14 protein-coding genes are annotated in these 12,513 nt (G+C 69.7%); 10 read left to right on the top strand and 4 right to left on the bottom strand.

The features are described from left to right. The first annotated feature begins 9 nt into the window (after window positions 1–9). The 4 genes from DS837_RS09035 to DS837_RS09020 all read left to right on the top strand — a co-directional run bounded on the left by DS837_RS09035 (window position 10) and on the right by DS837_RS09020 (window position 2,497). Window positions 10–477, top strand: a complete 468-nt coding sequence (locus DS837_RS09035; protein WP_149164436.1) for a GNAT family N-acetyltransferase — start codon at window positions 10–12, stop codon at window positions 475–477. Between the two features lie 84 nt (window positions 478–561). Next, window positions 562–1,572 (top strand): NAD(P)H-dependent glycerol-3-phosphate dehydrogenase, encoded by a 1,011-nt coding sequence (locus tag DS837_RS09030; RefSeq protein ID WP_149164435.1) that lies wholly within the window; start codon window positions 562–564, stop codon window positions 1,570–1,572. A gap of 210 nt (window positions 1,573–1,782) precedes the next feature. Then, entirely contained in the window at window positions 1,783–2,067 is a 285-nt protein-coding gene (locus DS837_RS09025; protein WP_035669394.1) for a YciI family protein, read from the top strand. A gap of 16 nt (window positions 2,068–2,083) precedes the next feature. Then, a complete protein-coding gene (locus DS837_RS09020; protein ID WP_149164434.1) occupies window positions 2,084–2,497 on the top strand; it encodes an EVE domain-containing protein in 414 nt (137 codons plus the stop codon). Between the two features lie 45 nt (window positions 2,498–2,542). Here DS837_RS09020 and DS837_RS09015 read toward each other — a convergent pair whose 3' ends face one another. Then, a complete protein-coding gene (locus tag DS837_RS09015) occupies window positions 2,543–2,848 on the bottom strand; it encodes a hypothetical protein (protein WP_149164433.1) in 306 nt (101 codons plus the stop codon). A 341-nt stretch (window positions 2,849–3,189) separates the two neighbouring features. Between DS837_RS09015 and acs the strand changes: the two genes are divergently transcribed. Beyond that, complete coding sequence (acs, locus tag DS837_RS09010; protein ID WP_149164432.1) at window positions 3,190–5,130, top strand: acetate--CoA ligase; 1,941 nt, start codon at window positions 3,190–3,192, stop codon at window positions 5,128–5,130. Between the two features lie 69 nt (window positions 5,131–5,199). Here acs and DS837_RS09005 read toward each other — a convergent pair whose 3' ends face one another. The 3 genes from DS837_RS09005 to DS837_RS08995 all read right to left on the bottom strand — a co-directional run bounded on the left by DS837_RS09005 (window position 5,200) and on the right by DS837_RS08995 (window position 6,468). Then, on the bottom strand, window positions 5,200–5,556 hold the full coding sequence (locus DS837_RS09005) for a hypothetical protein (protein WP_149164431.1): 357 nt from the start codon (window positions 5,554–5,556) through the stop codon (window positions 5,200–5,202). An 80-nt stretch (window positions 5,557–5,636) separates the two neighbouring features. Continuing rightward, on the bottom strand, window positions 5,637–6,122 hold the full coding sequence (locus DS837_RS09000) for a thermonuclease family protein (RefSeq protein WP_247889830.1): 486 nt from the start codon (window positions 6,120–6,122) through the stop codon (window positions 5,637–5,639). A 163-nt stretch (window positions 6,123–6,285) separates the two neighbouring features. Next, window positions 6,286–6,468, bottom strand: coding sequence for a DUF1674 domain-containing protein (locus DS837_RS08995; protein WP_149164430.1), 183 nt, complete (start codon window positions 6,466–6,468; stop codon window positions 6,286–6,288). 168 nt (window positions 6,469–6,636) lie between these two features. Between DS837_RS08995 and htpX the strand changes: the two genes are divergently transcribed. The 5 genes from htpX (at window position 6,637) to DS837_RS08970 (ending at window position 12,478) form a co-directional block, all read left to right on the top strand. After that, window positions 6,637–7,527: a zinc metalloprotease HtpX gene (gene htpX, locus DS837_RS08990; protein WP_149164429.1), complete on the top strand. Its 891-nt coding sequence runs from the start codon at window positions 6,637–6,639 to the stop codon at window positions 7,525–7,527. Between the two features lie 91 nt (window positions 7,528–7,618). Continuing rightward, window positions 7,619–8,551 carry an exopolyphosphatase gene (locus tag DS837_RS08985; RefSeq protein ID WP_149164428.1) on the top strand — a complete coding sequence of 311 codons (933 nt, stop codon included), beginning with the start codon at window positions 7,619–7,621 and terminating at the stop codon, window positions 8,549–8,551. 8 nt (window positions 8,552–8,559) lie between these two features. After that, entirely contained in the window at window positions 8,560–9,294 is a 735-nt protein-coding gene (locus DS837_RS08980; protein ID WP_149164427.1) for a hypothetical protein, read from the top strand. Window positions 9,295–9,381: 87 nt separating this feature from the next. Then, on the top strand, window positions 9,382–10,698 hold the full coding sequence (locus DS837_RS08975) for an RsmB/NOP family class I SAM-dependent RNA methyltransferase (protein WP_149164426.1): 1,317 nt from the start codon (window positions 9,382–9,384) through the stop codon (window positions 10,696–10,698). 148 nt (window positions 10,699–10,846) lie between these two features. Continuing rightward, window positions 10,847–12,478 carry a heparinase II/III family protein gene (locus DS837_RS08970; protein WP_149164425.1) on the top strand — a complete coding sequence of 544 codons (1,632 nt, stop codon included), beginning with the start codon at window positions 10,847–10,849 and terminating at the stop codon, window positions 12,476–12,478. The last annotated feature ends 35 nt before the right edge of the window (window positions 12,479–12,513 follow it).

The raw sequence follows: 12,513 nt of genomic DNA, 5'->3' as shown, positions 1-12,513 counted from the left end.
GAGCGCGGCATGGCGCTGACCTTCCGCACCGCCGTCCGTGAGGACGTGCCGGACATCGTCCGGCTGACCGCCGACGACGCCCTGTCCACGGGTGGCGACGTCTATGCTGAGCCGCTGGACCCGCTCTATTGGGACGCCTTCGACCGCATGGCGGCCCAGCCGGGCAACTCCATCGTTCTGGCGGAGCAGGACGGGCGGATCGTTGGCTGCTTCCAGTTCACCGTCACCCACGGGCTGGCCCGCCGGGGCGCGGCGCGGGCGACGGTGGAGGCGGTGAAGGTGGACGGCACGTTGCGCGGCCAGGGGATCGGCAGCGCCATGATGCGGCACGCCATCGCGCTGGCCCGCGCCGAAGGCTGCGTGATGGTGCAACTGACCAGCCAGACCCGGCGCACCGACGCCCACCGCTTCTACGAGCGGCTGGGCTTCCGGGCGAGCCATGTCGGGATGAAGCTCATGCTGACGCCGGAGGCTTGACCGACCAGGTTGCGGACCGGGGACGCTCCGCCTAAACAGTCGGCCACATCCATCAAGCCAGAACAGTAGAAACGGGGGGAATCCATGGCGGCAACGGACTTCCGGCGCATCGGCGTGATCGGCGGTGGAGCCTGGGGCACGGCGCTGGCTCTGGCCGCCCTGCGCGCCGGGCGGGAGGCCCTGCTGTGGGCGCGCGAGCCGGCGGTGGTCGAGTCGGTCAACACCGCGCGGGAGAACCGCGACTATCTGCCGGGCGTGACCCTGCCGGCGGAGTTGCGCGCGACCGCCGATCTGGCCGAGGCCGCCGCCTGCGACGCCATCCTGCTCGTCACCCCGGCCCAGCATCTGCGCAGCGCCTGCGCCGGCCTCGCCGCCCATCTGCGGCCGGGCACCCCGCTGGTCATCTGCGCCAAGGGGATCGAGCTGGACAGCCACGCCCTGATGAGCGAGGCGGCGGAGGCCGCGTTGCCGGCGGGCACCCCGCTGGCCGTGCTGTCCGGCCCGACCTTCGCGGCGGAGGTGGCGCGCGGCCTGCCGACCGCGGTGACGCTGGCCTGCGCCGACGCCGCGCTGGGCGCCCGGCTGGTCGAGGCGCTGGGCAGCCGCACCTTCCGCCCCTACCTGTCCGACGACGTGGTGGGGTCACAGATCGGCGGGGCGGTGAAGAACGTGCTGGCCATCGCCTGCGGCGTGGTGGAAGGCCGCAAGCTGGGCGACAACGCAAGGGCGGCGCTGATCACCCGCGGGCTGGCGGAGATCACGCGGCTGGCCCTGGCGCTCGGTGGACGGCCGGAGACGCTGATGGGGCTGTCCGGGCTGGGCGATCTGACGCTGACCTGCTCCAGCCTGCAATCGCGCAACATGTCGCTGGGCGCCGCCCTGGGCGCCGGCCGGACGCTCGCCGAGATCCTGGCCGAGCGCCGCTCCGTCGCCGAGGGCGTCTACACCGCCGCCGCGGTGGTCGGGCTGGCCGGGAAGAAGGGCGTGGACATGCCGCTGTGCGCCGCCGTGGACGCCATCCTGAACCGCGGCGCCGGGCTAGACGCGACGATCGATGGGTTGCTGTCGCGGCCGTTCCGCGAGGAAGGGCGCTGAGGGGGAGCGTTTTTCACCACGAAGACACGAAGGCACAAGGCCTGCACGAAGGGGTTCGGCATTGTCCGCCCGGTGTCGGGTGTGCTGGGGGTTCTTCGTGAAAATCTTTGTGCCTTCGTGTCTTCGTGGTGAATCGCTTCCACTCGCGGCACCTTCCGCAGCGGCTCCGGCTGCGCTAGGCTCCCGCCCGACCGAACGGAGGGGTTCCCCATGCTGTACATGTTCCATTGCACCGACAAGGCCGGCGCCGCGCAGGTGCGGGCCGACAACCGCCCGGCCCATCTGGCCTATCTGGAAGCGCACGCCGACCGTCTGTTCGCCGCCGGCCCGCTGCTGTCCGACGACGGCCAGGGCATGGCCGGCAGCCTGCTGATCGTGGAGTGCGCCGACGAGGCCGCCGCGAAGGACTTCGCCGCCAATGACCCTTACGCCCAGGCCGGGCTGTTCGAGAGCGTGGAGATCCGGGCGTGGCGCCGGGTCTACCCGAAGTCCTGACCGGGGGCGGACAGCGATGGCCCGCTGGCTTCTGAAGTCGGAGCCCTTCAAATATTCGTGGGAGCGCATGGTCGCCGACGGCACCACCCATTGGGACGGCGTGCGCAACCATCAGGCGTCGAACAACCTGAAGGCCATGAAGATCGGCGACCGCGCCTTCTTCTACCACTCGAACGAGGGGTTGGAGGTGGTCGGCGTCGTCGAGATCGCGCGGGAATACTACCCGGACCCGAGCGATGAGGCGGGGCGCTTCGGCATGGTCGACGTGCGGGCGCTGCTGCCCGTGAAGACGCCGGTCACGCTGAAGACGATCAAGGCCGACCCGCTGCTTCAGGGCATGGCCCTGGTCAAGCAGTCGCGCCTGTCGGTCTGCCCGGTGTCGGACGCCGAATGGGCGCATGTCTGCGCGCTGGCCGGGATCGAGGCGTGACGGTTCTCTGGACCTGTTGAGAGCGCGGCCGTCTGCGGCGGCGGATCAGTCCGCCGGTTCGCAGATGGCCGCCTGGAAATCCTGGGTGGCCTGAAGCATCCGCCGGGCCAGCGCCTGCATCTCCGCCGCGGCTCCGGCGAAGCCCGCGTCTTCCCCGAACGGCGCCAGGGCGGCGGAGCCGGACGCTTCCAGTTCGGCCAGCGACGCCGTGCGCAGGGCCGCGTCGATCACCATCAGGCTGGTGCGGCTGCCCATTTCCGACAGGCGCCCGGCCAGTTCCGTGCCATGACCGGCGCCGCCATTGGCCGTGCCGTTTCCGGTGGTGCCGTCCGCGTCGGTCGTGCTGGCCATGCCGGTGTCCTGCAGTTGGGGGAACGCCATGCACGCTAACGATGCCTCGGTTAAGACCGGGTTAAGCGCCCCTCCGCGGCGCGTTATCATGCTTTCGTGCTATGCGCGACAAATAGTCGCGCCGCCGTGTCGTCGCGAATGCCTGTGAAATCAAAAGAACGGGCGGTGCGCTGCAACAAAGTGGAACGGAAAGCCCCGATGGAGAGGGCGGACAATCAGCCGTTCTGCTTGTAGAGACGGGAACTTGTGTGGATAATGTCCCGCAACAGGGGCGGCCGGAAGCCGCTCCCCAACAGCCCTTCAGGGCGTAACCAGAAGCACTACGGGGGAATCGCGAGCCAATGTCCGACAATTCGTTTTTTCCTGTTAAGCCGGAAATCGCCAAGACCGCTTACGTGGACGAAGCCGCCTACGCCCGCCTGTACGAGCAATCGATCAACGATCCGGAAGCCTTCTGGGGCGAGCAGGGCAAGCGCATCGACTGGATCAAGCCCTACAGCAAGGTGAAGGACGTCAGCTACACCGGCGACGTCCACATCAAGTGGTTCTACGACGGCACGCTGAACGTCTCCGCCAACTGCGTCGACCGCCACCTGGCGACGCGCGGCGACCAGACCGCCATCATCTTCGAGGGCGACGATCCGGGCGTTTCCAAGCACATCACCTACAAGGAGCTGCACGAGCAGGTCTGCCGCCTCGCCAACGTCCTGAAGAAGAACGGCGTCAAGAAGGGCGACCGCGTCACCATCTACCTGCCGATGATCCCCGAGGCCGCCTACGCCATGCTGGCCTGCGCGCGCGTCGGCGCCATCCACTCCATCGTGTTCGGCGGCTTCTCGCCGGACAGCCTGAAGGACCGCATCGTCGACTGCGACAGCCACTTCGTCATCACCTCCGACGAGGGTCTGCGCGGCGGCCGCAAGGTTCCGCTGAAGGCCAACGCCGACAAGGCCGTCGCCGCGGCGCCGGGCGTCCAGCATGTGCTGGTCGTCAAGCACACCGGCGGCAACGTCGCCTGGACCGAGGGCCGCGACCTCTGGTACCACGAGGAGATCGCGTCGGTGTCCGCCGACTGCCCGCCGGAGGAGATGAGCGCGGAGGACCCGCTGTTCATCCTCTACACCTCGGGCTCGACCGGCAAGCCGAAGGGCGTGCTGCACACCACCGGCGGCTATCTCGTCTACGCGTCGATGACGCACCAGTACGTCTTCGACTACAAGGACGGCGAGGTCTACTGGTGCACGGCGGACGTGGGCTGGGTCACCGGCCACAGCTACATCGTCTACGGCCCGCTGGCCAACGGCGCCACCACGCTGATGTTCGAAGGCGTGCCGACCTATCCGGACATCTCCCGCTTCTGGCAGGTGGTGGACAAGCACAAGGTCAACATCTTCTACACCGCCCCGACCGCCATCCGCTCGCTGATGCGCGAGGGTGAGGGGCCGGTGAAGAAGACCTCGCGGTCCTCGCTGCGCATCCTGGGGTCGGTGGGCGAGCCGATCAACCCGGAAGCCTGGCTCTGGTACTACAACGTGGTCGGCGATGGGCGTTGCCCGATCGTGGACACCTGGTGGCAGACCGAGACCGGCGGCATCCTGATCACCCCGCTGCCGGGGGCCATCGGGCAGAAGCCGGGTTCCGCGACCAAGCCCTTCTTCGGCGTGAAGCCGGTTGTCGTGGACAACGACGGCAAGGAGCTGGACGGCGAGACGGAAGGCAACCTGTGCATCGCCGACAGCTGGCCGGGTCAGATGCGCACGGTGTTCGGCGACCACGAGCGCTTCGTCCAGACCTACTTCTCGACCTTCGCGGGCTATTACTTCACCGGTGACGGCTGCCGCCGCGACGCGGACGGCTATTACTGGATCACCGGCCGCGTGGACGACGTGATCAACGTGTCGGGCCACCGCATGGGCACGGCGGAAGTGGAAAGCGCGCTGGTCGCCCACCCGAAGGTGGCCGAGGCCGCCGTCGTTGGCTACCCGCACGACCTCAAGGGCCAGGGCATCTACGCCTATGTCACGCTCAACGCCGGGGAAAGCCCGACGGAGGAGCTGCGCAAGGAGCTGGTGGCCTGGGTGCGCAAGGAGATCGGCCCGATCGCCTCGCCGGACCTGATCCAGTGGTCGCCGGGCCTGCCGAAGACCCGTTCGGGCAAGATCATGCGCCGCATCCTGCGCAAGATCGCCGCGAACGAGCACGACAGCCTGGGCGACACCTCGACGCTGGCCGATCCGACCGTCGTGACCGACCTGATCGAGAACCGCATGAACAACGCCTGATCGCGGCGTTCATCGGGGTTTGTCTACGGACTGGGGGCCTTCGTGGCCCCCGGTTTCGTTTTTGGGGCGTTATTTGGGAGCGCTGTCGGATCCGCCGGACGCACCGCTGCCGGACTGGGTCTTCACGGACTCGGCGGTGCCGGGCTTCAGGCCGGACTCGCCGCTCGCCGCGTCGGGGACGGAGCCGATGCGGCCCTGCGCGCGGGTCTCCGCCGCGTTCTTCTGCTTCTCGGTGCGGCGCTCGCCCAGCGTCGGGTCCTGGGCGCCGGTCGATTCCATCCAGGCTTCGCCTTGGGATGGCGGGGCGGCGCCGAGACCACCCTCCATCGTCTTGGCGTCCTGCGCCACGGCGGCACCGGTCAGGGCGAGGCTGGCGGCCAGCAAGGCGATGGCGCCGGGGACATAAGACGAGGCCTGGGTCGTCATGGTTCGCTCTCCTCCTTGGTGGGAGGGGCAACAGCGGAGCGAGACGGCGGGTTCCCGACTCATCCTTTGGTGGAGCCGGGTTAGCCCATGCCCGCCCCGTCGCACCAGGGCTGGCGCCGTTCGCCGTGGTAGGGGCGGGCGAGTCCCGCCGCGATCAGCGCAGCCGACAGATCGGCGCCTTCGCCGGTCAGCACGCGGGCGCGCACCCGCCCGCCATATTTGTCGGGCTGGACGTCGAGCAGCCGCACCGGGGCGGGCCCGATCAGGCGGCGCGCGTGGTCGCGGGCGCTTTCAGCCAGTTCCCGCTCACGCGGGCAGCGGGCGCGCATCTCCGGCGCGTCCAGCCCGTCCACCCGGACGTGGGTTTCCACCACCTGCCCCAGCCAGATGGTGGCCCGCACCAGCAGCGTGTCGCCGTCCAGAACCTCCAGCACCTCCGCCGGGATTGGACCGGGCAGGGCGGGCGGAGCGGCCTGGACGGTGCCGGCCAGCAGTGTGGAGAGAAGGAAGAGCCACATCCCGGCGGGGCGGGGCGGGCATGGGGTGACGGGCCTGTGCGATCCCATGGCGCGAACTCCCCCTGGGCACCGGTTCGCGAAGGGGCGAACCGGTCACAGAGTAGCGCGCGAACGGGAACGTATCAAGCACAACCTAGGTATTCCATCCTGGTTGCTTATGTATTCAATTTCAGGGCGGGGTGTTCAGGCAATCGGTCCTAGAAAGTGTGATTTAGAAGTCCGAGCAGCGGCCCTTGAACTCCCAGTCGCCGAAGCGGGTCGGCTCCGGTCCCTTCGGACCGCCGATCTCGCCGGGCATCTGCTCGGGCCCCTTGGCGCCGGTTTCTGGGGTCGTTTCGGCGTCGGGCTTCGCGGCGTCTTCCGGTGCCGGGCCGGTGGTCTTCGTCTCGGTCATGGCCGTCCTCTGGGGTCGGGTGCGGTGCCGGGCCATCTTGAACGATGCCTTCCGCCAAGCCCATATCACCAGACAGGTCCGGCGGAAAGCCCCGCCGGGGCCGTCTCGTCCAACCAACAGTGAAACCGTCCAGAAGATCGCCCGGAACACCGCCAAGAGAACACCGCCATGACCAGCTATGTGAAGACCACCATCCTCCTCGCCGGCCTGACCGCCCTGTTCATGGGCATCGGCTATCTGATCGGCGGCAAGGGCGGCATGATGATCGCCTTCGTCATGGCGCTGGGCATGAACCTGTTCAGCTACTGGAACTCCGGTGACATGGTGCTGTCCATGTACGGCGCGCGGGAGGTCGACGCCTACACCGCCCCCGAATATTACGGCATCGTTCAGCAGCTCGCCGAGCGCGCCGGCCTGCCGATGCCGCGCGTCTACATCATGGAAAACGACCAGCCCAACGCCTTCGCCACCGGGCGCAACCCGGAGAACGCCGCGGTCGCCGCCACCACCGGCCTGCTGCGCCTGTTGAGCCCGGAGGAGGTCGCCGGCGTCATGGCGCATGAGCTGGCCCATGTGAAGAACCGCGACACGCTGATCATGACGATCACGGCGACCATCGCGGGCGCCATCTCCATGCTCGCCAACTTCGGCATGTTCTTCGGCGCGTCGCAGGGCAACAGCCAGAATGGGCAGGGCGGCAACCCGCTGGGGCTGATCGGCGGCATCCTGGTTGCCATCCTGGCTCCCTTCGCCGCGATGATTGTCCAGATGGCGATCAGCCGCACCCGCGAATACGAGGCCGACCGCATCGGCGCGGAGATCTGCGGGCGCCCGCTGTGGCTGGCCGACGCGCTGACCCGCATCCACACCTACGCCCACCAGATCCCGAATTACGCGGCGGAATCCAACCCGGCGACGGCGCATCTGTTCATCGCCAATCCGCTGCACGGGCGCAGCCTCGACAGCCTGTTCTCCACCCACCCGAACATGGAGGAACGGGTGCGCCGCCTGCGCGGCATGGCCGGCCCCTCCTTCATGCCGCGCAGCCCCTGGGGATGAGCGGAGGCGGATCGGTTCGCGGTTGCACGTCGAAAGACGTAAGTCTACCTTCCCTCCGCTTGCCGATTGTGGGGCGATCAGGGGAAACCGCATGTCCGACGTCACGAAATACCGCCTCGTCACCCGGTCCGACTTCGACGGGCTGGTCTGCGCCGTGCTCCTGAAGGAGCTGGGCATCCTCGACGAGATCAAGTTCGTGCATCCCAAGGACATGCAGGACGGCAAGGTCGAAATCTCCGACCGCGACATCACCACCAACCTGCCCTATGTGCCCGGCGTCCATCTCGCCTTCGACCACCATCTGTCGGAGACGATCCGCGTCGGCAAGCGCGACAACCACATCATCGAGGCCGACGCCCCCTCCGCCGCCCGCGTCGTCTACAATTACTACGGCGGCAAGGAGCGTTTCCCGACCATCTCCGACGCGATGATGGCCGCGGTCGATCAGGCCGACTCCGCCCAGTACGGCATCGAGGACATCCTGAAGCCGCAGGGCTGGGCCTTGCTGAACTTCATCATGGACGCGCGCACCGGCCTCGGCCGCTTCCGCGACTTCCGCATCTCCAACTATCAGCTGATGATGGAGCTGATCGACTACTGCCGCAGCCACGGCATCGACGAGATCCTCGCTTTGCCCGACGTGAAGGAGCGGGTGGACCTCTACACCGAGCATGAGGCGACGTTCTCCGACCAGCTCGCCCGCTGCAGCACGATCCGCGGCAACGTCGTGGTCATCGACCTGCGGCGGGAGGAGACCATCTACGCCGGCAACCGCTTCATGATCTACGCGATGTACCCGGAGTCCAACGTGTCGATCCACGTCCTGTGGGGCCTGAAGCAGCAGAACACGGTGTTGGCCTGCGGCAAGTCGATCATCAACCGCAGTTCCAAGACCAACATCGGCCCGCTGATGCTGGAGTATGGCGGCGGCGGGCACGAGGCGGCAGGCACCTGCCAGGTGGACAACGACAAGGCCGAAGCGGTGCTGGAGGAGATCGTCGGGCGCATGCGCGCCGACGGCTGACGGGAATCGTGCCGGACCTGTTTCTCGACAAGACTCCGCTGTTCGATTCGGGGTGGCTGAGCGCTTCCGCCGCCACCAGCCGCGATGACGTGCTCCTCTGCATCGCCGAGGCCGAACGCCGCGCCGAGGCGGCGCTGGAGCGACTCGGGCGGACGCTGACGCAGGGCATCCCGGCGGCGGAGCGTGACCGGCGCATCGACGCCCTGCTGGCGCTGGAGACGCGCGGCATTCCCGCCTCCGGCACTGCGGCGGACGGGGCGGTGGAGCGTGTGATGATGGAGGTCGGCTTCCGCAAGCGCGACCTGATGCCCCGCTTCCACGAGCTGGCCGAGCAGTGCCGCGCCGTCCACCGCCGCGCCCTGGCGATGGCGCGGGACGCCCGCTGGGCGCTGATGCTGGAGCGCGCCGTCGCCGATCCCGGCGGGCCGTCCAGCCCCATCCAGGGGGTGGGGACCCGCTACGTCAAGAGCGACCGCTACGACGCCCGCGCCGCGCGCAGCCTGCCGCCGGACGACCGCGTGCGCGCCGACCGTTTCCTCAAGCGGCTGGGCGAGGACCCGGTGCCGCCGGAGCTGGAGCTGAGCCCACTGGAGGGCACGGAGCTGTGGGGGATGAAGGCCGGCAACGGCAACCGTTTCATCCTGCGCCGGGGCGAGCTGCGGGGCGTCGTCTGCTTCTTTGTCGAGGACGTCGGCCCCTATCCCGACCACGAAGGCGGACGGCGGGGCGCCCTGGCCCGTTGAGGCGCCCCGCTGAGGCATGGCGGAATCCGTTTGGTCCCGCGCTGCGGCTACTCGACACCCGCCGTCCGGCGCGCTACATCCAGCGGCATGTCCGACGCCTCCCTCGCCGCGCGCTCCGCCGCGCTCGACCTTCTGCGCGACGTGCTGCGCAAATCCATCCCCTTCGACGATGCGTTCGACGCGCATCCGGAGTTGCGCGGGCTCGACCCGCGCGACCGCGGCTTCGTGCGGCTGCTGACCGCCACCGTGCTGCGCCGGCTCGGCCAGATCGACGCGCTGATCCAGGGCAGCCTCGCCAAGCCGGGTCTGCCCAAGGCCACCGTGCACGACATCCTGCGGCTGGGCGCGGCCCAGCTCGTCTTCCTCGGCACGCCCGCCCACGCCGCCGTCGACACGGCGGTGGAGCTGGCCGCGGCCAGGGGGGCGGAACCCTACAAGGGGCTGATCAACGCCGTCCTGCGCCGCATCGGGCGCGAGGGGGCGGAGCTGGCCGCCCAGCAGGACGCCGGACGCCTGAACACGCCGGACTGGCTGTGGCTGGCCTGGCGGCAGGCCTACGGCATCGGCCGCACCCGCGGCATCGTCGAGGCGCATCTGCACGAGGCGCCGCTGGACATCACCGTCAAGACCGACCCCGCGGCCTGGGCCGAGCAGCTGGAGGCCAGGCTGCTGCCCACCGGCACGCTGCGCCGCGCCGCCGGCGGCAACCTGACGGAGCTGCCGGGCTTCGCCGAGGGCGCGTGGTGGGTGCAGGACCTCGCCGCCTCGCTGCCGGCCAAGCTGTTCGGCGATCTGGCCGGCAAGCGCGTCTACGACCTGTGCGCCGCCCCCGGCGGCAAAACCGCGCAGCTCGTCGCGCAAGGGGCGCAGGTGACGGCGGTCGACCGCTCCGCCAAGCGGCTGGAGCGGGTGCGGGACAATCTGGCCCGCCTCAACCTCTCGGCGGAGGTGCTGGCGGCCGACGCCGCCACCTGGACCCCGGACCAGCCCGCCGACGCGGTGCTGCTCGACGCCCCCTGCTCGGCCACCGGGGCGATCCGCCGCCATCCCGACATCCTGCGCGTCAAGTCGCCGGAGGACATCGCCAAGCTGGCCAAGGCGCAAAGCCGTCTGCTGGCCCACGCCGTCGATCTGGTGAAGCCCGGCGGAACGCTGATCTACTGCACCTGCTCCATCCAGCCGGAGGAGGGCGAGGCGCAGGTCGACCGCATCCTGGCCCGCGACAAGCGGGTCGAGCGCCTGCCGATCACACCGGTTGATCTGGGCGGCGGTCATGCGGGGGATGGCAATTTGGCCGAGTTGATCAACGAGCGCGGTGAGGTACGATCCCTGCCGGGCATGCTCGGGGACCTCGGCGGGATCGACGGGTTCTTCGTGGCACGGCTGCGACGGCTGCACGATTAGGGCACCACCGGCTTGCGGGGGTCGAGGCGAATTTGATACGACAACAGGATGCATCCCCCCGATCGCCCGAATGCCTTCAGCGAAGCGCCGGCCATCGCCTCCCCCTGCCGTGTGACGGGGTGAGCCGATGAGCGCCGGACGTGGGAAAATGGGCCGCTTGCGGGACGGGGTCGCGCAGATCGCCTTCGGCAACCCGATCTACAAGCTGACCTTGGGCGGCCGCGCGCCGACCGCCCTGTCCGCGGTGCCGCCGGACCCCTGGCCGGGCGACGCCGGGGAAGGCTCGGCGATCCTGGCCGGCGTCTTCCGCTTCGGCGGGCAGGCCGCGGCGGCCGACGCCCACGGCGCGCCGAACTGGCGGGCCGGCGGCGCCGTCTGGCAGGACGCCCTGCACGGCTTCGAATGGCTGCGCGACCTGCGCGCGGTCGGCGGCGACACGGCGCGGCGGCGCGCCCGCGCGCTGGTGCTGTCCTGGCTGGACCACAACGGGAGCTGGAACGCCCAGACCTGGGCGCCGGAGGTGCTGGGCGCCCGCATCGCCGCCTGGATCAGCCTGCACGACTTCTACTGCGCCTCCGCCGACGACGAGTTCCGCGCCGCGGTCTTCGACAGCCTCGCCCGGCAGGTCAAGCATCTGACTCGCGTGGTGCCCGGCGCGCTGGACGGGAAGGCGCTGGTCACCGCGGCCAAGGGCCTCGTCTATGGCGGCTTCTGCCTGCCGGAGCATGAGCGGATCGGCCAGGACGCGCTGAAGCTGCTGGAGCGGGAGCTGCCGCGCCAGATCCTGCCGGACGGCGGCCATGTCGAGCGCTGCCCCTCGGTGCAGCTGCGCATCCTGCGCGACCTGATCGACATGCGGTCGGTCCTGCGCACCGCCCGCGCCGACGTACCGGAGGCGCTGCAGCACGCCATCGACCGCATGACCCCGGCCCTGCGCTTCTTCCGCCACGGCGACGGCGGCCTCGCCCTGTTCAACGGCGGGCGGGAGGAGGACGCGGCGCTGGTCGACACGGTGCTGGCCCAGGCCGACGCCCGCGGGCGCCCGCTGAAGAGCGCGCCGCACACCGGCTTCGAGCGGCTGATCGCCGGGCGCACCATGGTGCTGATGGACACCGGGGTGCCACCGGTCACCGGTCTGGACGCCACCGCCCACGCCGGCACCCTGTCGCTGGAGATGTCGGTCGGCAAGGAACGTCTGATCGTCAATTGCGGCGCCCATCCGGTGAAGACCGGCCCCTGGCGCGCCGCGCTGGCCGGCACCGCCGCCCATTCCACCGTCGTGCTGGCCGAGACCAACTCGTCGGAGGTGATCGAGGCGGGCGGGCTGGGCCGCCGCCCCTCCCACGTCGGCTGCGAGCGGCAGGAGAACGACGGGGCGGTGCTGGTCGTCGCCACCCACAACGGCTACAGCCGCAACTTCGGCTATCTGCACCGCCGCCGCGTCTATCTGGCGGAGAACGGTGAGGACCTGCGCGGCGAGGACATGCTGGAGCCGGTGATCGGCGCCACGCCGGAGCCGCGGCCCTTCACCATCCGCTTCCATCTGCACCCCGCGGTCCAGGCGACCCTCGTCCAGGGCGGGCAGGTGCAGCTGAAGTTGCCGAGCGGGGCCGCCTGGCGGCTGCGCGCGTCGGGCGGCACGCTGGAGCTGGAGGAGAGCATTTATCTGGGCAGCGGCGACGAGCCGCGGCGGACCACCCAGATCGCCGTCTCCGGACATACCGGCCCCGCCATCAAGACGGTGAAATGGGCCTTGCGCCGCGAGCGCAAGGGGGGGTAAACCGCGCGCATCCGCGGCGGACAGGCCGTGGGAAT

Origin of the sequence: Azospirillum brasilense (genome assembly GCF_008365405.1) — a bacterium.
Taxonomy (GTDB): Bacteria; Pseudomonadota; Alphaproteobacteria; order Azospirillales; family Azospirillaceae; genus Azospirillum; species Azospirillum brasilense_D.
This window is presented reverse-complemented; position numbering and strand designations above follow the sequence as displayed.

What these genes read in the sequence shown, in the direction of transcription:
- DS837_RS09035 (WP_149164436.1), top strand. Translation starts at nt 10, where the DNA reads ATGGCGCTGACCTTCCGCACCGCCGTCCGTGAGGACGTGCCGGACATC.
- DS837_RS09030 (WP_149164435.1), top strand. Translation starts at nt 562, where the DNA reads ATGGCGGCAACGGACTTCCGGCGCATCGGCGTGATCGGCGGTGGAGCC.
- DS837_RS09025 (WP_035669394.1), top strand. Translation starts at nt 1,783, where the DNA reads ATGCTGTACATGTTCCATTGCACCGACAAGGCCGGCGCCGCGCAGGTG.
- DS837_RS09020 (WP_149164434.1), top strand. Translation starts at nt 2,084, where the DNA reads ATGGCCCGCTGGCTTCTGAAGTCGGAGCCCTTCAAATATTCGTGGGAG.
- DS837_RS09015 (WP_149164433.1), bottom strand. Translation starts at nt 2,848, where the DNA reads ATGGCCAGCACGACCGACGCGGACGGCACCACCGGAAACGGCACGGCC.
- acs (WP_149164432.1), top strand. Translation starts at nt 3,190, where the DNA reads ATGTCCGACAATTCGTTTTTTCCTGTTAAGCCGGAAATCGCCAAGACC.
- DS837_RS09005 (WP_149164431.1), bottom strand. Translation starts at nt 5,556, where the DNA reads ATGACGACCCAGGCCTCGTCTTATGTCCCCGGCGCCATCGCCTTGCTG.
- DS837_RS09000 (WP_247889830.1), bottom strand. Translation starts at nt 6,122, where the DNA reads ATGGGATCGCACAGGCCCGTCACCCCATGCCCGCCCCGCCCCGCCGGG.
- DS837_RS08995 (WP_149164430.1), bottom strand. Translation starts at nt 6,468, where the DNA reads ATGACCGAGACGAAGACCACCGGCCCGGCACCGGAAGACGCCGCGAAG.
- htpX (WP_149164429.1), top strand. Translation starts at nt 6,637, where the DNA reads ATGACCAGCTATGTGAAGACCACCATCCTCCTCGCCGGCCTGACCGCC.
- DS837_RS08985 (WP_149164428.1), top strand. Translation starts at nt 7,619, where the DNA reads ATGTCCGACGTCACGAAATACCGCCTCGTCACCCGGTCCGACTTCGAC.
- DS837_RS08975 (WP_149164426.1), top strand. Translation starts at nt 9,382, where the DNA reads ATGTCCGACGCCTCCCTCGCCGCGCGCTCCGCCGCGCTCGACCTTCTG.
- DS837_RS08970 (WP_149164425.1), top strand. Translation starts at nt 10,847, where the DNA reads ATGGGCCGCTTGCGGGACGGGGTCGCGCAGATCGCCTTCGGCAACCCG.